General features: G+C 56.7%; 21 protein-coding genes. 6 read left to right on the top strand and 15 right to left on the bottom strand.

Annotated features, from left to right (window positions below; all coding sequences use genetic code 11):
- Nucleotides 1-20: 20 nt before the first annotated feature.
- The 3 genes from BLT54_RS01410 to BLT54_RS01400 form a co-directional block, all read right to left on the bottom strand.
- Nucleotides 21-713 (bottom strand): hypothetical protein, encoded by a 693-nt coding sequence (locus tag BLT54_RS01410; RefSeq protein ID WP_074640333.1) that lies wholly within the window; start codon nt 711-713, stop codon nt 21-23.
- A 93-nt stretch (nt 714-806) separates the two neighbouring features.
- A complete protein-coding gene (locus BLT54_RS01405) occupies nt 807-1,373 on the bottom strand; it encodes a HupE/UreJ family protein (RefSeq protein ID WP_074640331.1) in 567 nt (188 codons plus the stop codon).
- A 163-nt stretch (nt 1,374-1,536) separates the two neighbouring features.
- Nucleotides 1,537-2,751: an NADP-dependent isocitrate dehydrogenase gene (locus tag BLT54_RS01400; protein ID WP_074640328.1), complete on the bottom strand. Its 1,215-nt coding sequence runs from the start codon at nt 2,749-2,751 to the stop codon at nt 1,537-1,539.
- A 340-nt stretch (nt 2,752-3,091) separates the two neighbouring features.
- Between BLT54_RS01400 and rplM the strand changes: the two genes are divergently transcribed.
- From rplM to BLT54_RS01375, 5 genes are all read left to right on the top strand, one after another.
- Complete coding sequence (gene rplM / locus BLT54_RS01395; protein ID WP_009571278.1) at nt 3,092-3,556, top strand: 50S ribosomal protein L13; 465 nt, start codon at nt 3,092-3,094, stop codon at nt 3,554-3,556.
- A 2-nt stretch (nt 3,557-3,558) separates the two neighbouring features.
- On the top strand, nt 3,559-4,038 hold the full coding sequence (gene rpsI / locus BLT54_RS01390; protein ID WP_009571277.1) for a 30S ribosomal protein S9: 480 nt from the start codon (nt 3,559-3,561) through the stop codon (nt 4,036-4,038).
- Between the two features lie 519 nt (nt 4,039-4,557).
- Complete coding sequence (locus tag BLT54_RS01385; RefSeq protein ID WP_074640326.1) at nt 4,558-5,463, top strand: ABC transporter permease; 906 nt, start codon at nt 4,558-4,560, stop codon at nt 5,461-5,463.
- Complete coding sequence (locus BLT54_RS01380; protein ID WP_074640324.1) at nt 5,463-6,263, top strand: ABC transporter permease; 801 nt, start codon at nt 5,463-5,465, stop codon at nt 6,261-6,263. Before BLT54_RS01385 ends, BLT54_RS01380 begins: the two co-directional genes overlap by 1 nt.
- On the top strand, nt 6,263-7,369 hold the full coding sequence (locus BLT54_RS01375) for an ABC transporter ATP-binding protein (RefSeq protein WP_074640321.1): 1,107 nt from the start codon (nt 6,263-6,265) through the stop codon (nt 7,367-7,369). The genes BLT54_RS01380 and BLT54_RS01375 overlap by 1 nt, the downstream gene beginning before the upstream one ends.
- A 91-nt stretch (nt 7,370-7,460) precedes the next feature.
- Here BLT54_RS01375 and BLT54_RS01370 read toward each other — a convergent pair whose 3' ends face one another.
- The 12 genes from BLT54_RS01370 to BLT54_RS01315 form a co-directional block, all read right to left on the bottom strand.
- The gene (locus BLT54_RS01370; protein ID WP_009571272.1) at nt 7,461-8,081 is read right to left on the bottom strand and encodes a TetR/AcrR family transcriptional regulator; all 621 of its coding nucleotides are present in this window, start codon (nt 8,079-8,081) and stop codon (nt 7,461-7,463) included.
- A gap of 10 nt (nt 8,082-8,091) precedes the next feature.
- Nucleotides 8,092-8,979 carry a polyphosphate kinase 2 gene (gene ppk2, locus BLT54_RS01365; protein WP_074640319.1) on the bottom strand — a complete coding sequence of 296 codons (888 nt, stop codon included), beginning with the start codon at nt 8,977-8,979 and terminating at the stop codon, nt 8,092-8,094.
- Between the two features lie 72 nt (nt 8,980-9,051).
- A complete protein-coding gene (locus tag BLT54_RS01360) occupies nt 9,052-10,002 on the bottom strand; it encodes an alpha/beta fold hydrolase (protein ID WP_176832802.1) in 951 nt (316 codons plus the stop codon).
- Entirely contained in the window at nt 9,995-10,918 is a 924-nt protein-coding gene (locus BLT54_RS01355) for a homoserine O-succinyltransferase (protein WP_074640317.1), read from the bottom strand. Before BLT54_RS01355 ends, BLT54_RS01360 begins: the two co-directional genes overlap by 8 nt.
- Before the next feature lie 30 nt (nt 10,919-10,948).
- Entirely contained in the window at nt 10,949-11,821 is an 873-nt protein-coding gene (locus tag BLT54_RS01350; protein ID WP_074640314.1) for an ATPase, read from the bottom strand.
- 75 nt (nt 11,822-11,896) lie between these two features.
- Nucleotides 11,897-12,820, bottom strand: a complete 924-nt coding sequence (locus BLT54_RS01345; protein ID WP_074640312.1) for a DMT family transporter — start codon at nt 12,818-12,820, stop codon at nt 11,897-11,899.
- A 200-nt stretch (nt 12,821-13,020) separates the two neighbouring features.
- On the bottom strand, nt 13,021-14,145 hold the full coding sequence (locus tag BLT54_RS01340; protein WP_074640310.1) for an OmpP1/FadL family transporter: 1,125 nt from the start codon (nt 14,143-14,145) through the stop codon (nt 13,021-13,023).
- Nucleotides 14,146-14,384: 239 nt separating this feature from the next.
- Nucleotides 14,385-15,281: a DMT family transporter gene (locus tag BLT54_RS01335; RefSeq protein WP_074640308.1), complete on the bottom strand. Its 897-nt coding sequence runs from the start codon at nt 15,279-15,281 to the stop codon at nt 14,385-14,387.
- Nucleotides 15,278-15,556 (bottom strand): putative quinol monooxygenase, encoded by a 279-nt coding sequence (locus BLT54_RS01330; protein ID WP_074640306.1) that lies wholly within the window; start codon nt 15,554-15,556, stop codon nt 15,278-15,280. Before BLT54_RS01330 ends, BLT54_RS01335 begins: the two co-directional genes overlap by 4 nt.
- A gap of 137 nt (nt 15,557-15,693) precedes the next feature.
- The gene (locus BLT54_RS01325; RefSeq protein WP_074640303.1) at nt 15,694-16,668 is read right to left on the bottom strand and encodes a hypothetical protein; all 975 of its coding nucleotides are present in this window, start codon (nt 16,666-16,668) and stop codon (nt 15,694-15,696) included.
- A 73-nt stretch (nt 16,669-16,741) separates the two neighbouring features.
- Nucleotides 16,742-18,313, bottom strand: a complete 1,572-nt coding sequence (gene guaA / locus BLT54_RS01320) for a glutamine-hydrolyzing GMP synthase (RefSeq protein WP_074640301.1) — start codon at nt 18,311-18,313, stop codon at nt 16,742-16,744.
- Nucleotides 18,314-18,536: 223 nt separating this feature from the next.
- Complete coding sequence (locus BLT54_RS01315; protein ID WP_074641397.1) at nt 18,537-18,830, bottom strand: DUF6477 family protein; 294 nt, start codon at nt 18,828-18,830, stop codon at nt 18,537-18,539.
- 356 nt (nt 18,831-19,186) lie between these two features.
- Here BLT54_RS01315 and BLT54_RS01310 point away from each other — a divergent pair, with 356 nt between their 5' ends.
- Nucleotides 19,187-20,359 carry a DUF6456 domain-containing protein gene (locus BLT54_RS01310; RefSeq protein WP_074641394.1) on the top strand — a complete coding sequence of 391 codons (1,173 nt, stop codon included), beginning with the start codon at nt 19,187-19,189 and terminating at the stop codon, nt 20,357-20,359.
- Nucleotides 20,360-20,414 lie beyond the last annotated feature (55 nt).

Here is a 20,414-nt window from a genome sequence, read left to right as displayed (position 1 = left end):
GAGGGGTCATTCAACAGGGGTCATTCAATCCAAAGTCGCTGGGCCTGAAACAACACAAGGGTTTCGGCCATCTGCGCCGAAGGCCCGGCGGGTGCTGCGGCAGAGGGGCGGTTCATATGCGCCACCTCCAATTTGGCCAACTGGCTGTCGAGCCGTTCGGTGGTTTGGCCATAGCGATGGGCTAAATCGCGTTCGGAGCGGGTTTTGGCCAAAAGATCCATCGGCGCAGACGCGTCAAAGCCGCTGTCCGTCTTATAACCCGGCACATTGGCGCGGGTTTCCATCTCGGTTCGGTAGGCCGCGCCCTGCCGTTCCAACCCCAAAAGAAAGCCAAGATCGTCAAACCCCGCCGATTTCAGTTCGGAGGTCATGTGATCGACCTCTGTCGCCGAAATACGGGTCAGGTCATAACGGGCAAACACCGCATTCGCGCCCGCGGTTTTGGACTTTGCGGCGGTTTTGGCGGTCTCTGCCGATTTTTCGGCCGCGTTTTCAGCCGTGCTGTCGGTGGCGCTTTTTGCAGCTATAGATGTGCCGGTTTGGGATGGCCCACGGGTCTTTTGATCTTGTGTTGGGGCCGCAATTTTGGCCGTGCTGTCAGGCGCGCCAGTGGCCCCGTTCCCCTCCGGCAGCGCGGAGGGCGAACGGAGCGCCTGTTGCTCTTGCGTGCGACCGATGAGGGCCGCAGATGTATAGGCAGATGCCAACTGCATGTCGGAAACCTTCTGTTCTCCGTTTGAGACAGGGTTTAGACACACAGGCTTAAGAGGCCGCTAACATCTAAAATTGTGCGGAAATTTAGCGCCTTACCCGAAGACGAGCGACAGGCCCAAAAGCGCGGATGCCGCCCCCAAAGCGCGCGGCGCAAAAGGATGTGCGCGGGCCATATATTGGGCCAAAATGACACCAGAGCCATGCAGCGCGGCGGTCACAAGGATGAAGCCCGCGCCAAAGGACCATGCGGTGGCGGCCCCCAGTTCGGCACCATGGGCATGACCGTGAAACAGGCCAAAAAACGCCGCCACAGCGACACCGCCCCAAAGGCCGGGTTTGAGCGCCAACATCACAAGGACGCCAAAGAGGATTGAGGAGGCGAGGATCATCGGTTCGACAAAGGGCAACGCCATCCCCATCCGCGCGCCAATATAGCCCAGCGTCATCGCGCCAACAAAGCCCGCAGGCACGGCCCAAATTGCGCGCCCGCCGATCTGAAGCGCCCAAACGCCGACCGCCAGCATCGCCAGAACATGGTCCAACCCGAACAAGGGATGCGAGGCCCCGGCCAGAAATGAGCCATGCTCTTCGGGCGGCAAATGCGCGAAGGCAGGGGTGGCGGTGAGGGCGATCAGGGTCGCAAGGGGGAGGTATTTCATAACTGTTCCTTTTGAGGTCAACATCGACGCCCCGACATGGGTCGCGTCGTGGTGCAGTCTGTCAAAGGGAGGGGGGAGGTGCAAGACTGTGTCGGGGCACATCACAGACACAAAAGGCCGGAGCATTTCGGCCCCGGCCCTGATTTCACAGCGAGAGTGCGGCTTAGCCCACCAAAGCCTTGTTCAGGTTCTCGTCGATTTTTTCCAAGAAGCCCATGGTGGTCAGCCAGCCTTGGTCCGGGCCGACCAAAAGCGCGAGGTCTTTGGTCATAAAGCCACTTTCGACCGTGTCGACGATGACCTTTTCCAAAGTGGTGGCAAAGCGCATCAATTGATCGTTGCTGTCCAGTTTGGCGCGGTGTTTGAGGCCGCCAGTCCAGGCAAAGATCGAGGCGATGGAGTTGGTCGAGGTGGCCTCTCCCGCTTGGTGTTGGCGGTAATGGCGGGTGACGGTGCCGTGGGCGGCTTCTGCTTCGACGATCTTGCCATCTGGCGTCATCAATTGCGAGGTCATCAGGCCCAAAGAGCCAAAGCCCTGAGCCACGGTGTCCGATTGCACGTCACCGTCGTAGTTTTTACAGGCCCAGACGAATTTGCCCGACCATTTCATCGCACAGGCGACCATGTCGTCGATCAGGCGGTGTTCGTACCAGATGCCGGCCTTTTTGAACTCTTCGGCAAATTCGGCCTCATAGACCTCTTCGAAAATATCTTTGAACCGGCCGTCATAGGCTTTGAGGATGGTGTTTTTGGTCGACAGATACACGGGCCAGCCGAGGTTGAGGCCGTAGTTCAACGAGGCGCGGGCAAAGTCGCGGATGCTGTCGTCCAAGTTGTACATCGCCTGATACACACCGGCGGAGGGGGCGTCGTAGACGACTTTCTCGATGACGGTGCCATCGTCGCCGACGAATTTCATCGTCAACTGACCCTTGCCGGGGAACCGGAAATCGGTGGCTTTATATTGATCGCCAAAGGCGTGACGCCCGACCACGATGGGCGAGGTCCACCCCGGCACAAGGCGCGGCACGTTTTTACAAATGATCGGCTGGCGAAAGATTGTGCCGCCAAGGATGTTGCGGATCGTGCCGTTGGGCGATTTCCACATTTGTTTGAGGCCGAATTCTTCGACGCGCTGCTCGTCGGGGGTGATGGTGGCGCATTTGACCGCGACACCGACCTCGCGGGTTTTCATCGCGGCGTCGATGGTGATCTGATCTTCGGTGCGGTCACGTTCCTCGATCCCGAGGTCATAATAAAGCAAATCAATATCGAGGTAGGGCAGGATCAATTTTTTCTTGATGAAATCCCAAATGATGCGGGTCATTTCATCGCCGTCCATCTCAACGATGGGGTTGTCTACCTTGATCTTGGTCATGGGAATGTCCTTGGAACGGAGGAGGGTGGGGAGTCGCCTTTTCATAGCGCATTGAACGGTGAAAGGGAAGTGGGGTATACCAATGTATACCAAGATGAATTGTGTGTGGGCAAAGGCACCTGTGTGTGGTCACAGCCGAGGTGATAAAGTATAGGAGCGCACAGAGGCGCAGGCAAATGGAGGTTTTGGAGTGAAATAGACAGGGAAATGTGGGGTATAATAATACCTATTTTGTAACATGCTGAATTTGCTTTATAAATTAAGAAATACTGCGCTTGACGCGGCGCGCGAAACCGTTAGAAGTCGCCCAATCAAATTCCCACCCTAAAGGGCAAGACAAATGAAAACTTTCTCCGCAACACCGGCGGACATCGACAAGAAATGGATCCTGATCGACGCTGAAGGCGTTGTTCTGGGCCGTCTTGCTTCGATCGTCGCTATGCGTCTTCGTGGCAAACACAAAGCCACCTTCACCCCGTCCATGGACATGGGTGACAATGTCATCATCATCAATGCTGACAAAATCCAGTTGACCGGCAAAAAACGCACAGACGAGCGTTTCTACTGGCACACGGGCCATCCGGGCGGCATCAAATCCCGCACCATCGGTCAGATCCTTGAGGGCAAATTCCCCGAGCGCGTCGTGACCAAAGCGGTTCAGCGCATGTTGCCGGGCGGCAAACTGTCCCGTCAGCAAATGACCAACCTGCGCGTTTACGCAGGGGCAGAGCACCCGCACGAAGCTCAGAATCCCGAAGTTCTGGACGTTAAGTCCATGAACAAGAAAAACACTCGGAGCGCATAATCATGGTTGAAGAAATCAAATCCTTGGACGCGCTGAACGCTGCTGTTGGTGAAACCGCTGTTGTTGCCGCTCCTGTTGAACCGATGCGTGACGCGTTGGGTCGTGCCTATGCAACCGGCAAACGTAAAGACGCGGTCGCTCGCGTCTGGATCAAACCGGGCTCCGGCAAGGTCACCGTGAACGGCAAAGAACAGAACGTCTATTTCGCACGTCCCGTGCTTCAGATGATCCTGCGTCAGCCGTTTACCGTTGCTGGCCGCGAAGGCGAGTTCGACGTTGTCGCAACCGTCAAAGGCGGTGGTCTTTCGGGTCAGGCCGGTGCTGTGAAGCACGGCATTTCCAAAGCCCTCCAGCTTTACGATCCCTCCTTGCGCGCCGCTTTGAAAGCGGCTGGCTTCCTGACCCGCGACTCGCGCGTTGTGGAACGTAAGAAGTTCGGTAAAGCCAAAGCCCGTAAGAGCTTCCAGTTCTCCAAGCGTTAATTTCGCTGGATATATATCGCAAAAGGTCGCCGCAGAGGGTTCTGTTGGCGGCCTTTTTTATGGTCTTTTCACGTCCTTTTTCTGGGACTGCGGCACATGCTCTTGGCCGCTCAAAACGTCCGGGCGATAGTGGCGATCAAGCCCTATCTCATGGAGCGCCTGTGACCCATCCTGACGCGGATACGCCCCCTCACGGATTTTGGCGCAGGGGGTGGTTGCGGCGGTCCGCGACCAAGGGTCCGATTTATATCATTCGAAGGTTCAAATCCCCGTAGTGCCGCTGTCGCCATTGCCCTAAGCTGTTTTGCCAACACATCGGCCCGTTTTATGATGCGTTGCGCCGGGGTGTGAAAAAGAAGAAGTGCGTCATGCAAACGCGAATTGCGCGTGTTTGATGCTAGACAAAGTGGCAAATGCATTGAAATTGTCGGTCATGGAACAGGCCTGAAATAAAACTTCTTGCAAATTTGATCAAATTTGCGGAGCGTAAGGGCAATACCACGCACGAAGGGGAATATGATGACAACTGGGGAAAAATTGCGACGATTTTTCAGGACAGATCAAGGGGTCGGGCTTTTGCTCGTCTCGCCCACGGCACTTTATGCGCTGTTGCTTTTGGCGGTGCCTTTGATTGCGATTGTTGTCATTTCGTTCTTGACCCAGACAGGGGTACGAGATTTTGCCCCCGGCCTGTCATTGGTCAATTACAAAGAGGCGCTGTCAGATCCGCTCTATCGCGAATTGATGCTGCGCTCTTTGATGGTGTCGGGCTCGGTGACGGTGGTCACCGTTCTCTTGGCCTTTCCCATCGCCTATTTCGTCTCTTTCGGGGTCAAGCCAGAGCAAAAATCGCTGTGGATTTTCCTCATCACCATCCCGTTTTGGACCTCCTACCTGATCCGCGTGTTCCTGTGGAAAGTGATCTTGGGCTACAATGGCGTGTTGAACTCCGGGCTGAAACTTGTCGGTATCATCGACGAACCGCTGACTTTCATCCTATATAATGTCAACGCCGTGATCATCACATTGGCCCATGCCTATGCGCCTTTTGCGATCCTGCCGATCTTTGTGGCACTTGAAAAAATCGACCGCTCTTATCTTGAGGCGTCGCGCGATTTGGGGGAAAGCCGCACCATGACCTTTCTGCGCGTGACCCTGCCTTTGGCAGCCCCCGGTGTGGTCGCCGCTGTACTGATCGTCTTTATCCCCACAATTGGGGATTACGTCACGCCGAAACTGGTGGGCGGTCCGGGCGGGACCATGATCGCCAATATGATCCAAACCCAATTCCTGCGCCTCAACAACGCCCCTTTGGGAGCCACTTTGGCGGTCTTGGCGATGTTGATCGTCGCCGTGATCGCGATCGTGTTCCTGATTGTGGGCTACCGGGCCGCAGGCGGCGGTAAAAAAGGAGGGCGCGGCTGATGAAAACGCTCAAAACCTATGCCATTCTCTATCTGGTGTTTCTTTACGCGCCGATCTTCCTGTTGCCGCTGTTTGCATTTAACACCTCGACCATCATCGCCTTTCCGCTGACAGGGTTCACCACCGAATGGTTCACGGCGCTGTTGGACATCACGGAAATGCACAATGCTTTGTTCAACTCCTTCAAGATCGCAGTGACGTCAGCCGTGTTGGCGACGATTTTTGGCATCTTTGGTGCCATGGCCTCGACCCGCTATCACTTTCCGGGCCAAAAGGGCATCATGGGCTTTATCATGCTGCCCTTGGTGCTGCCCGAAATCATCGTCGCGGTGTCGCTCTTGGTGGTGATCCTGAAACTGGGCATGTCCACCGGTTCCTGGTCGGTGATCGCCGGGCATACGTTGATCTGTACACCCTTTGCCATCGCCATTCTCAATTCCGCCTTTGCCGCCCTTGATCCGTCACTGGAAGAGGCGGCTTATGATCTGGGCGAAACCCGCGCTTCGACCTTTCGCCGTGTGACCTTGCCTTTGGTCATGCCGGGGATCGTGTCGGCGCTGTTGATCTCCTTCACCATTTCGATGGATGAATTCATCATCGCCTTCTTCCTCACCGGCGCTGATCCGACGCTGCCGGTCTATCTTTTTTCCATGCTGCGGTTTCCGAAACTGTTGCCCGCCGTGATGGCGCTTGGGACGATCCTTGTGGTTCTCTCGATCCTGCTCATCACTATTGCTGAAATTTTCCGTCGCCGTGGCGCCAAGCGCGCAGGCCTCAAAGACACCGGGGGCTTCCTCTAATGACGATCAAAGCAAAACCTGAACGTAAGCCACTTATTTCGCTTCAGAATATCCAAAAACACTATGGTGAGTATCACGCGCTGCGTGGGATCAACCTTGAGATCGGCGAGGGCGAATTCTTTTCCCTTTTAGGCCCGTCGGGCTGTGGCAAGACCACGCTTTTGCGCACCATCGCAGGGTTTGAGGACATTGATTCCGGCTCTGTCATGCTGGCGGGCAAGGACATGATGGGGGTTCCGGCCAACAAGCGTCCGACCAATATGGTGTTCCAATCCTACGCGATTTTCCCGCATCTGACCGTGGCCGAAAACGTCGCCTTTGGTCTGCGCAAATCGCCAATGTCAAAGGCGGAAAAGGCCGAAGCCGCCGAGGCTGCGCTCAACATGGTGGGTCTCTCAGGGTATGGCACCCGCGCCGCTCATGCGCTGTCTGGTGGGCAACGGCAACGGGTCGCTCTGGCGCGCGCCTTGGTGCTCAAACCGAAAGTGCTGTTGCTCGACGAGCCGCTCTCCGCCCTTGACCGCAAGATGCGCGAACAAATGCAGGTGGAGTTGATCAAGCTGCAACGTGAGGTTGGCATCACCTTTATCCTCGTCACCCATGACCAAGAAGAGGCGCTGGTCATGTCCGACCGGATCGCGGTGATGTTTGAGGGCGAGATTGCACAATGCGATGATCCCGAAGTGCTTTATCGGTGTCCCAAAACCAAACGCGTGGCGGATTTTATTGGCGTGATGAACTTTCTGCCCGCGACCTGTCGCAATGAGGGCGGCAAGAAAATCGTCAATATCGTCGGCCTGGGCGAGACCGAAATCACCGAGGAGCAATGCCCCGAAGGCTTCCCCGAAGGTGCGGCCACGGTCGGGTTTCGCCCGGAAACCTTGACCATCCTTTACGACACGCAAACGCCGACCCACCGCGAAGCGCCCGCGATGATCGAAGAGGTCGTCTATTATGGCGACATGACCTATTACGACGTGAAATTCGACGGGGTGGACACGCCGGTACGCCTGTCGATGCGCAACCTGTTTGGTCGTGACGTGCTTGAGGTCGGCACCCGCGCCCGCATCAGCTGGTCCCCCGGCGCTTTGGTTGTGTTTGGCTAAAGCCCACCCAAACAAGAAAACGGGCTTTGGTTATCGTCTCCAAAGCCCGTTTTATGTCTCACGTTTTATGCCTCAAAGTGAACAGGTTTACCTATTTGTCCTGAGGGATCAGCCCAAGCCCCCGCAGGTAAATTCCGATGCCGGTTTCCAACAGATCCTCGGGCGGAAACGGGCTTTTGGTGCCGGGGGAGCCACGGGCGAACAACTCGACCACGCCATGCGACATCGCCCAGATATGCGCCGAAACCATTTGCGGCGGCGGGCGGTTCTCGGCCGGGATATGTTCAGACAGGTTGACGGCGGCCTGTTCCATCACGCCCAAAGCGCGCGTCGCGACCTGATACAGATCGGGTGTGCGTTGCACCGAAATGCCGCTCTCGAACATCGCCACATAATGCCCCGGATATTTGCGCGCAAAGGCCAGATAGGCACGTCCCACGGCTTCGAAACTCGCCAAGGCCGAAGGCTGTCCGGTCTCATAGGCGTAATCCAACAGATCGGCGAAGACCTCGTAGCCTTGCCGCGCGATCTCGGCGATCAGGTCCTCGCGGCCCTCGAAATGGCGATAGACGGCGGCGGGGGTGACCCCCGCAGTTTTGGCCGCCTCGGATAAGGAAAAGCCGGTCGGGCCCTTTTCCTCAATCAGGCTCAGAGCCGCATCGACCAAAGCCTGACGCAGATTGCCGTGATGATAGCCGCGCTTTTTGGTCATGCGATGCCGCTCATTCGTCCACGTCACCCGTGGTCAGCAAGGCCGGGCCATCAACGATCTTATCGTCAATTGCGCCCAACCCTTTTTCGTCTTTGCCTTTATACTCAATCTGGCTGAGCACAGCGCGGATCGCATTGAGGCGCGCGCGGTATTTGTCATCCGATCGGATTACCGTCCAAGGCGCGATTTCGCTGTGGCTGCGCTCCATCGTCTCTGAAATCGCCACAGTATACGCGTCCCAGCGTTTGAGCCCCTCAACATCAATCGAGGACAGTTTCCATTGTTTCAACAAATCGCCTTCGCGGGCCAAAAAGCGGCGCAATTGTTCGGCACGCCCGACATTGAGCCAAATTTTGAAAAGCTGGATGCCTTCCGACACCAACATGTCCTCGAATTCTGGAAGTTGGTGAAAAAATTTGTCGCGCTGATCATCAGTGCAAAAGCCAAACACCTTTTCCACCACGGCGCGGTTGTACCACGAGCGGTCAAACAGCACCAATTCGCCCTTGGTCGGCAGGTGTTCGACATAGCGTTGGAAATACCATTGCCCGACTTCGCGCTCGGTCGGTTTCGAGAGTGCGACAACGCGCGCCGACCGCGGGTTGAGGTTTTCACGAAAGCGTTTGATCGTCCCGCCTTTGCCCGCCGCGTCACGGCCCTCAAACACGACGACAATCCGCTTGCCGGTCGCACGAATATCGGCCAGCAGCTTGGCCAATTCGCGCTGCAAAGCGTCCATTTCGTCTTGGTAGTCGGATTTCTTCATCCAAGAGGAATAGGGGTAAGTGTCGGACAGAATGTCCTTTTTACTGCCTTCCGCGATGGCTTTGCGGATGCTTTTGGGGGCTTCGTCTGAATAGTAGCGAGAAATCGCGCCATCAAAGGGCAGGTCGGTCATGTCACGGCTTTCGTGTTAATACTCTTAACAATATGGGGCTTTTGGCACGCGAGTGCAATGCAACTGCGCGGGTTAGCGGCCCGCAAGACGTGCGGTCAGTCGGTCGACAGCGGCCACAACATCCTGTGTCGCCACCTGATGCGGCATATGGCCCAGCCCCTCAAGCCGCACCAGATGATCGGAGGCGACGTCGCGGTCCAATCGAGCGGCGTGTATGTCAAGGCCCACGGTGGTATCCGCCGTACCATGCACAGCTTCGATCGGCAGCGTGAGGGAGGGATAATCTGGCGTCATGTCGCGCAGTTGCGCCTTGAGCGTCACGCGTTGCCGGGCGTTTAAGGTCTGGGTTTTGGGGCGCAGGGACAGGCGCGGTTGGAACGAGGCGGTATAGCCCTCAGGCGCATGTTGCGGCGCAAACACCGCGTCTATTTCCGCGGCCAAGACGGGGGAGGGCACATAAGCCATGAGCATCCAGGCAAAGATGTCGCCGATCACCGGGGTCGCGAGCGTGCGGTAAAACAACGACGGTTCACCCGCCCACTCATGCGACGCGGCGGAGACCAGCACCAAACCGACCAACGTTTCCTGATCCTGCAAAGCCCACTCAAGTGCCACTGCGCCGCCGTAAGAATGACCCAAAACCATCACTTTGCGCGGCTCTGACGTGGCAATCGCCTCGCGCAGGGTTTGCGCTTGGGCCGCCACGCTTTCGTCTATGGGCGCAGGCGAATGTCCAAAGCCGGGGCGATCGACAACATAGACGCGGTAGCGATCCGCAAGCGCCGGGGCGAGACGGAATGTCATGTCATAGGTTGACCCGGATGCACCGTGGATCAACACGATGGGGGGCGCATCCTCGGGTCCGTAGTGCGCGACATGGACAATCTGCCCAGAAGACGTGGTGATCAATTCCCCGTTTTGCGGCGCGTTTCGCAGCGCCGTTTGACCGCGTTTTTGGGCGATCAAAACCGTGGCTGCGATCAGCGCAAGGAAAAGGGAGACAATGATCAGAGCTTTACTCACCGATTTTTGCCAAATCGTAGGGTGTGGTTTGATAAATCTCGTTGATCCAGTTGCCGTAGAGCAAATGCGCATGTGAGCGCCAGCGGTTCACCGGACGCAAGGACGGGTTGTCATTCTGAAAGTAATGCAGCGGCGGCACAATCGGTTTTCCGGCATCGACATCGCGGCGGTATTCTTCGTTCAACGTGCCGGTGTCATATTCGAAATGGTTGAAAATATAGAGCGCGCGATGATCCGGGTCTTGTACCAGACACGGTCCGGTTTCATCCGAGCCCAGCAATGGGATCAGCGCCGGAACCGCGTCGATTTCCGCTTGGCGCATTTCGGTCCAGCGGCTCACAGGAATGTAACATTCGTCCGAGAAGCCGCGCAGGTAGGGCGAGGCCGGGGCAAGGTTGTTTTGACGAAACAGACCAAAGGCCTTTTCTTCCAAAACGTGCTTTTTCACCCCGTGGAAATAATTGATCATCGCCATGCCGCCCCAACAGACGCCAAAGGTCGAATGCACATGGGTTTGGGTCCACTCAAACACCTCTTTGAGCTCGTCCCAATAGGTCACCTCTTCAAACGGCAGATGTTCAATCGGCGCGCCGGTGATGATCAGACCGTCGAATTTCTCACCCGAGGCTTTGACCTCGTCAAAGGGTCGATAAAACTCTTCCATATGTTCGGCGGCGGTGTTTTTGGTCTGATGTTCGCTCATCCGGATCAGTTTGAAATCAATCTGCAACGGCGTCGCGCCGATCAAACGGGCAAACTGATTTTCGGTCTGAATTTTCTTTGGCATCAGGTTCAAAAGCGCGATGCGGATGGGGCGGATTTCCTGTGATGCGGCCCGGCCTTCGCCCATGACCATCACCCCCTCAGCCGAGAGCACGTCATAGGCAGGCAGGTTTTCGGGCAAGGTGATGGGCATCTTTCAGGTCCTTCGTGGTGGGAAAGTCATTTAGGCGTGCGAGGCCCGAAAATCAAGCGCCGCACCGATCAGTGCGTCAAAGCCTTCGGGCGTTTTGGCCGCCGCCACGTCTTCGGCGCTCACGGTCACGCCCCAGTTTTCGGCCATGGCGGCATAGCGCGGCTGGCGGTGGGCGAGGGCGCGGGCATAGGTGTAGCGGATGAAATCGTCGGGGTTGACCTCGGCTTCGCCCACGCGTTTTTCCGCGAGATATTCGTCCCAGATTGCTGCCAAAAATTCCGGCTGATAGGCCATCGGTTTGGGCGCACGATCAAAGCGGCGGATCAACTCTTCGGTATGAGCCTCCGAGCCCTTGATCCAGACCAAAAGCGCGTCTTTTGAGAGCGCTTTCAGGATCGGATCGCTCGGGTCTTCGGCATCGACCCATTCACAGATCGACCCACCCGTGTCGCAGACGAAATGCGGATAGCCGTAGAGGTCTTGGGCGCGGCTGATGAAATGACCCGTGTCCATCAATGCGGCCTCTTCGGCGGCGCGAAACAGCGCCTGACGGCGTTGAAATTCGACCATCGGGATGCCGCCCAACTCCGGCGCGCCGGGTTTGCCGAGGAAATAGGAGACAGGGGTCAGATTGTTAAAGGTGATGTTGGATTTGATATAGATGCTGTCGGACAGGAATTGATCGCGCAAAAACGGATCGCGCATCGCCACCTTTTTGAGGTTGTCGTCAATCGCCTCGCCCAGGTAGCGCGTGCCGATCCGGTAATCGACCGAGTAATGATACCAGGCTTTGGTGTCCCGCAACATATTGGAAATATGAGTTTTTCCAAGACCTGACATGCCAAAGAGAATGACTCTTTTGGCGGTGCAGCCGTGCCAGTCTTTGCCCGAGGTGTAACGCATCTCGCATCCTTTGTTGATCCACCCTTGGGTGCCATGTGGGCGCGGCTGGAGCAAGGGGTTTTGGCCAGGGCTGTGTTATGTTTGCACCGGTTTGATGCGCTTGAGCCGCGCCAAAATCCGACCATCAATGACCAAAAGCCCCAACGCGATCAGGCCAAACCCGGCATAGGCCGAGGGGGAGAGGCTTTCGCCCAAAACCACGGCTCCGAGCGCGATCGACACCGGGGCGACGATCAATGTGGTCAGCGAGGTGTTGCCCGCACCCGCCGATTTGAGCACGCGGTAGTAGATCAAATAGGTCACACCTGTGGCCATCACCGAGAGGTACAACAATGCCCCCCATGTGGAGGGCATCAGCGACATCGGCGGCGGACCGGAGGTGACAATCGCCACGGGCAGGGCAAAAACGGCGGCACCCGACAGCATCCCGGCGGCGGCAACTTGTGGTTTGAGATCGGCCAAAAGCCTGCGGCCAATGACATTGGACAGACCATAGGAAATCGTCGCCGCGATCATCGCCAATTGGCTCAGAGAGGTCAGATCAAAGGCATGAAGCGCGTCCGGGCCGATCACCGTGACGATGCCTAAAACGCCCAAAATCACGCCCGCACCTTTGCGCAGACCAAGCTTTTCATCGGCAAAAAACAGCGCTGCAAAGAGCACGCCGAAAATCGCGGTGGAGGCGTTGAGAATGCCCGCAAGTCCCGAGGGAATGCGGTGCTGCGCCCAGGTGATCAACAGAAACGGCAGGGCGGAGGTCAGGCAGCCGACCACGATGAAGCGCCACAGATAGTGGCGCATTGGCGGGACCGGCAGGCCTTTGATCAAGACATAGGACCACAACACCAGTGCCGCGATGGTGACGCGCCCGGCGACGACCCAATAGATTGGCAACTCGCGGATCAACAGCGCGACAGACAGGAAAGACCCGCCCCAGAGCAATCCCATGGCGGCCAGACCAAGCCATGCGGCGGCGGAAATGGTTTTTTGCGGGGCCATGAGATGTGTCCTGTGAATGTCCCGTCGGGACGGTGTCGATCTGTGCGGACCATGGCGGAGGGCAGGTGCGCAGGCAAACCGGAATTTGTGCAAAAGAGGATCACGAAATGTGATCAGAAGCATTAGATACATATGAAAAGGCCCCGCAGAGGGGCGGGGCCTTTGAAACATCCATCTTTACAGGTCGTTTGACCCGTAGATTAGAACGAGTGCGAAACTTTGATGCCAAACGCGGTGGCGTCATTGCCTGTGAACTCACCGAATGTGGTGCCCGGTAACGTTGGGTTTTCGGTTTCGGCATCGCCGATCCAAACGTAGCGCACGCCACCCGAAATCGCGGTTTGCTCGGTGATCTGGTATTTCAGGCCAAGACCCAGCGAGGCGTAGCCATCGGTTGGGCCGAGGTTGCCGGAATAGCCGCCGGTTGATTTTTCATAACCGACCATGATGGAACCGCTCAGTTTGTCATTGAACCGGCGCCCGACACCCAAGCTGTAGGAGATCGTGTCATCGTCGTAATCGACAAGCGCATCGCCCGCATTGGCGACATAGGCGGTTGGCGAAATGTCGAACGCGGTCCATTCGGCCCAACGCACAGAGGCCATCAACAGCGTATCTGCGGCAATCCCGGTTTGAAAATCGAGATTGACCGATTGCGGCAGGCGGGTTTCCATCGGGCTGTCAAAAATGCCGTTCTCGGTCGTGGTGAAATCATGGGTGATTTCAGAGTTATAGGTCAGAGCCGCGCGCAGGGCGATGTCGGGGATCTCGTAGGCCGCGCCAATCACATAGCCCCAATCGGTTTCTGTGGTGGTGTTCATCGTATAGCCGTTGGACAGCGCAACTTTGCCCTTAGAGGTCACTTCACGCACACCACCAAGAACCGAAATGCGGTCGTTGATTTTGTAGCGCAGCACTGCGGTCAGGCTGTTGGAATCGATCGAGGCTGTGGAACCAGTATAGGCGTAGGGCGCGGGTGAGTCCGCGAAGGAATAATTGACGTCAGCTCCGAAAGGCTGGTCAAAAATCAACGCAACGCTGAATTTGTCATTTAGGTCGGTTTTATAGGCGGCACCGACGGATGTGTATGACTCTACCATGTTGCCAGAGGACTGACCCAAGCCGGGAACGACAGTCGTGCCATCATTATAGGTGCCGGTCTGAACGCCCGATACCGTTGGGTTCACGCTCCCAAACGAGAATTCCAAATAGCTGCCATCTTCAAAGATCGGCGCGATGGATTGGCCGGATCGGTCGATCCCACCTGCAAATGCGCCTGTCGCGGTGACCGCACAGGCCAATGCCAAAATTGATGTGTTTTTCATAGTCTCCATCCCTAAACGAGCCCTGGGCGCGTTTCCTTTATTAGTGGTGCCGACACGGTTTTATTTTGTCGATCTGGTGGTTCGGTGGTGATTCAGCGGTGTTGTCACTGAGATGTGTTGGTGTTGCGCGATTTGCCGCACATGTTGTGATTTGAGCCTAAGCCTGTGCGAAATTTCAAGCAATTCTGACGCCGCGTCATAGTTTTAAAATGACTCCTTGCGGTGCGGCAACAGCGTGATCACGCGGGCCATGCCGCTGTGCGACGGGACTCGGAGAGGATGTTGATGTAATTGGCGACAAAAATGATGCCTGCGCCGATAAAAACAAAAATATCAAGGCTTTCCCCATAGAGCAGCATCCCGACCACGCCGATCACCGGCAGGCGTAGAAAGTCTATGGGCGTGACAATCGAGGCGGGGGCGAGGCTGAGCGCTTTGGTCAGGCAAAAATGCGCGCCCAGCCCGGCCAGAGCGATCCAGATGACCCAAGGCAGATCCGTGAGTGTGAGCCAGGCGGCGGAGCCATCCATCATGGCGCAGACACATCCAAACAAAAGTTGCAGCGTCACCATCCAGAACATGATGGCAAGAATCGACACGTTTGCGGTGCGGGTGAGTTGTTTGGTGAACAGGGCCGAGGTGGCAAATCCAAGGGCACAGGCCATGGCGGCGAGCAAGCCGATGGACAGACCGTCCGCGCCAAACGGACGGGCCACGATCAGGATGCCGGCAAACCCCATCAGGGCTGCCAAGGCGCGGGTCGGGGTCATTTTTTCGCCCAAAAACACGGTGGCACCTAAACCCACGAGAATGGGATAGGAGAATTCGAGCGCGAAAAGCTGCGCCAATGGGATCAATGTCAGGGCGAAGAGCCAAAGGTTTTGACCGGCAAAATGGCCCAGATTTCGACCGATGTGGAGCGGCAGAGACCGTGGTCTGAGTTCGGACAGGCGGCCCTGAAATATCGCGACGGGCAGTACGATCATCAGGCCGAACAGCGAACGATATCCCAGAATTTCGAACGTATCGAGGTTGGCGGACACCATGCGCCCGGCCACCGCCATGGAGGAAAACCCGAACACCGCGCCCATCATCCAAAAGGCGGCGCGGATCGGGTGCGTTTGCGCGTTGGTCATAGCACTCTCTTATTGAAATCTCGGGTCATATGTTTGGTGACGCGACCCCAATCTGAGCTGTGGGTGCGGTCTTGATGGGCGGCAAAATCGGTCTCGCTGCGAAACACTTCGCTGACATGAAAACAACACGGGTCCAATTCATCCTGCCAAAGCTCAAAGGACAAACAGCCCGGTTCGGCCTCGCTCAGACGGTGGTGCCGGGGCAAAAGCGCCACGACACTGTCGACCTCATGCGGCTCACAGCGCATCGTTCCTGTCAGCATGACTTTTGCCAAATCGCGCCCTCCCGTCGACTGACCCCCCAGTGGCAGCCGTTTCCCTTTTGACTGCTTAGTTTGAACCAGAGCAGATTCCAAAGAAAAAGTGCTGTGATCACAGGGGCATCCGTGCACAGGTGGTCTTTTGAAACGGGTCATGCTTTGCTGTGGAATGTGATACTTAGCGCTGGGATTTGGGCGCCAAAACGCTCCTGTAATTCTTTTTCCCAGGCGTCAAATTGATCCACGTCGTCATGAGCGGGCCTTGTGGGCCGCAGCAGGGTAAAATCGACGCCATACTGGGCTTGGATCTCGGCGCGCCGGAGGTTAAAATCGTCCATCGTCACACAGGGCAAACCCGCCTGACGCGCTGCATGCAATGTGATGCAGTGGCTGAGGTAGAACATTTGATAGGCCGAGCGAGGCGTCAGCTGTTTTGCCAAAGTTCTGCCCAGTGCAATCTGCCGTTCAAAACTTGGCCGCCGCATCAAAAAGGTAAAGAGCCTTACGCGAGACGTGTCATTGGGCAAAAGGTCCAAGACAACCTTGCGCGTGGCCTTTGAGGACAGCAATTGGATCAGGGTGCAGGGGAGAAAATACTCATTTTTGGGCCAGTCATAGGAGAGGAATTGGCTGTGCGGATCGCGGTAAAGGTAAAAACCACTCTCGTCAGGGCCAATGGGGATGCCCTGTGCATGTTGACCTGACCGGCAAAACCCGAAAAAGGCACGTTTTCCTTGATCTTCTGCGACACGTTTACAGGCGTCTAAATAAGCCAGCGCGCGCGGATGGGGGCGTGTCCGGTAGGTTGTCGAGAGTGTGCTTGATCTGTCGAAGAGTGTCCAAAGCGGTTTGCCCGTCAATGGGTCTTTCAGGAGATATGTGTCGAAATAGCCCCCTGTCCATGCCGGATGCCGCAGCTCTTGTGTCTGCCTGGATTGGTCCTGCCGCATCTGATTGATCCGTGTGAGCGAGCCACAGGATTCGTGAAATGGCTCGTAAAAGACCAGATAGTTGTCAGACGCAAGAAAACATCTGGCAATAGCTGTGCTGCCCGTGCGCCACATCGCATGCGCAAAAACATGGCCTTTGCTGCTGTGAGGTTTGGGGCTCTGAAATGTTTTTTTCATTCATTTCCCCAAACCGATCAACACATGTTGATGTCATACCACAAGGATATCGCCGCCCCAGAAGTCTGAGGTGTTACTCCAGCTCAATCGTGCCCGGCGGCTTCGATGTGCAGTCATAAAACACGCGGTTGATGCCTTTGACCTCGTTGATGATCCGGGTCGAGGTTTCGCCCAGAAAATCATGGGTAAACGGATAATAATCCGCAGTCATGCCATCGACCGAGGTCACGGCACGCAAGGCAAGCGCGAAATCATAGGTGCGCCCGTCGCCCATCACGCCAACGGTGCGCATCGGCAAGATTGCGGCGAAGGCCTGCCAAATTTCGTCATAGAGCCCGTGTTTGCGAATCTGGTCGATGTAAACCGCATCGGCCTTTTGCAGAATCGCCAGTTTTTCGCGGGTGATCTCGCCGGGGCAGCGGATCGCAAGACCCGGACCGGGGAAAGGGTGGCGACCGATGAACGATGCCGGAAGGCCCAGTTCATGACCCAGCGCGCGCACCTCGTCCTTGAACAATTCGCGCAGCGGTTCGACCAGTTTCAACCCCATTTTTTCCGGCAGACCGCCGACATTGTGGTGCGATTTGATCGTCACGGAGGGGCCGCCCGAGAAGGACACAGATTCGATCACATCGGGGTAGAGCGTGCCTTGGGCCAAGAATTTCGCATCCTTGATCTCATTGGCGTATTTCTGGAACACGTCGATGAACAGCTTGCCGATGATCTTGCGCTTGGTTTCGGGGTCAGAGACGCCCTCCAACTCGCCCAAGAACAGGTCAGACTCATCGGCATGGATCAGTTTGATATTGTAATTGTCGCGGAACATTTTCACGACTTGTTCGGCCTCGTTGAGACGCAACAGCCCGTGATCGACGAACACACAGGTCAGTTGCTCTCCAATGGCTTCGTGCAACAGAATCGCGGTGACCGAACTGTCCACACCACCGGAAAGGCCGCAAATCACATGGCTGTCTCCAACCTGTTCGCGAATTTTCGCGATCATTTCTTCGCGGTAGGCACCCATGGTCCAGTCGCCGGTAAAGCCCGCAAGCCGCACGAAATTCTCATATAGCGTTGCGCCGTTCGGGGTGTGATGCACCTCGGGGTGGAATTGCACCGCGTAGAAATGGCGCTCAAGGTCGGCGGTGATCGCAAAGGGCGCGCCGGGGGAGGTGCCGAAGACCTCAAAGCCGGGGGCAATCTCGGCGACATGGTCACCATGCGACATCCAAACCTGTTCGCGGCCCATGCCATCCATAAACCAGCCGTTCAAAAACTCCGGGCGGGTCTCGGTCGGCGTCACATAGGCGCGGCCAAATTCGGCGGTCGCATGTTCGCCCGCTTCGACCCGGCCCCCCAGGTCATGCATCATCACCTGCTGGCCATAGCAAATGCCCAAAATCGGCACGCCCAGATCATAGGCCGCTTTCGGCGGTCGCGGGCTGCCCTCGCGCATCACCGAATCCGGGCCGCCGGAAAAGATGATCGCTTTCGGCGCAATCTCTTTCAGCAACGCCTCGGTGACGTTTTGATAGGGGTGAATTTCGCAAAAGACATTCAACTCACGCAGACGACGCGCAATGAGCTGCGTCACCTGAGAGCCAAAGTCGATGATGAGGAGGCGGTCATGGATCACTTGAGTCATGACATGCCTTTACCCGCAGCTCCGCCTCTGTGGCAAGATGGATTCCCGCCATATGTGCCCAATCGACATGGAATGCGTGTGGATTTTGCAGCTTGCGGAACTTTGCTGTGGTGCGCGGGTCATTTTACACAAAAGAGCCCCCCGTTTCGGCCCCTCTGGATCTCAAAAGAGAGGAGGCGGAAACGAGGGGCATTGGCACCCGGGCGGGGCGCTCAAATCTGGCTCAGGCCGCGGTTTGTTCGCGTGGCAAAAGCCGGGCTTCCCCCATCAGCGCGATCAGCACTTCAACATGGCGTGTTACATTATAGGCGGCGTCGCCCGATCGGCGGGTCTCTTCGATCTTGGCTTCTTCCTCGATCAAAGAGGACACGGCGCGCGCTGGTGAGGGCGCATTGGCGGTGCGCATGACCCGTTTCAGGTCGCGGTTTCGGTTGTAATCATTGAGACCAAAGCGGGCCGCGCGGATCAAAAGGCGAGGGCGGCGCAGCGTGTTGAGCAGGGTTGTGACGTCGTTCATGATCATGGTCTCCTGTTGCATGAATGTCCGCGCTTTTGAGGCATGTCGGTGTTGGACATTTGGCCCCGGTATTGCGGTTCTTCATCACTCTGACACAACCTGAACGTGTGTTGCGCATTGTTTCCGCAATGCGAACGGTCCTTTGCTCCGTTGTTTATGAATTGGAAACGATAATATCAAAACAGGAAACAATTAACGTTTAGGTAACCAATGCAACCCATGGTTGTGGTTAGATTCGGGGACAATTGGTGGGATAACCTGTGCAAAGCCAGTGGATATCCTGTGGATTGGTGAAGGCTCCAAATCTGACTGTGTCTAAAATGGAAACAATGCTGAAGAGTGAACTTGGGGGAACGATGTTGGAAAACGGGAAATATCCATCTGCACAGGGGCGGCCCTTACCGAAATGGGTGCCTCAGGAGGCGCAACGATACCTTGCGCATACGGAGACGGGCGACACCATTCGCGAATTGGCCCGAAAGGGGGGCTGTGCCCCCTCAACCGTGATGCGTCAGGTGCGCAAAGTGGAACAAAAACGCGATGACCCGTTGATCGACGAAGCCTTGACCACTCTCAGCCGTCTCACTGCGAAAGACACGCATGACACGGTTCCGTTTCATGACGCAGGTTGCCCTAAGCCCCCAGCGAAGGACATGGACACGATGACAGACCAAACGCCGTTCGATCACGCCGACGGGCAGACTCCCCCCGATGATGCGACCATTGCCCGCGAAGCCCGCCGCATCCTGCGCCGCCTCTCTGAGCCGGGGGCCTGTCTGGCTGTGGCGCAAGATATGGAAAAGGCCGTGGTTGTGCGGGATCTGCCGGATGGGCGCACCACACGCACCGCCGTCCTGGATCGCCCGATCGCCCAAGCGATGGCGCTCAAGGATTGGATCACGGCGCAGGCCAAGGGTAAAATCACCCGCTACACGATCACTGCCGCGGGCCGCGCCGCGTTGCGCCGGTTTTTGGCCGAAGACGAAAGCGCGCGGGCCGGCTTTGCCGAAGCGCCGATGAAATTTGGTGATCAACACCGCGATTGGGCGTTTCGCGATGAGCCAACACTTACAGACGACAAGCCCAAACGCATCCGCTACAACGCGGCTGAAAGCCCGGTGATGGTTCTGTCTCGGCGGCGTGACAAAGGCGGCGAGACATTTTTGCCGCCCGATCTGGTGGCTGCAGCCGAACGGTTGCGCGAGGATTTTGAACTGGCGCAAATGGGGCCGCGTGTGGCGCAGAATTGGGATCGCTTTCTCACCGGCGGTGGGCGTGGCGAATTTTCCGGCGATTCCAAGGGCTTTGGCCCTGAGTCCGCCAAGGCTCGCGTGGCCGCAGCTTTGGCCGATCTTGGGCCGGGGCTTGGGGATGTTGCGCTGCGCTGTTGTTGTTATCTGGAAGGGATGGAGCAGGCCGAAAAGCGCATGGGCTGGTCGGCGCGTTCGGGCAAAATCGTGCTGCGCATTGCGCTTCAGCGGCTCAAAAAGCATTATGACGAAGCGGGCTATTCAAATCTGATTGGGTGATTGGCGTTAAAAATCGCTCCAGTGGAGCGATTTAGCCAATCACGCGAAAACACAC

The sequence above is a fragment of the Celeribacter baekdonensis genome (assembly GCF_900102315.1).
In the GTDB taxonomy this organism is placed as follows: Bacteria; Pseudomonadota; Alphaproteobacteria; order Rhodobacterales; family Rhodobacteraceae; genus Celeribacter; species Celeribacter baekdonensis.
The sequence above is the reverse complement of the archived record's forward strand: the minus strand, read 5'-3'. Positions and strand labels throughout refer to the sequence as shown.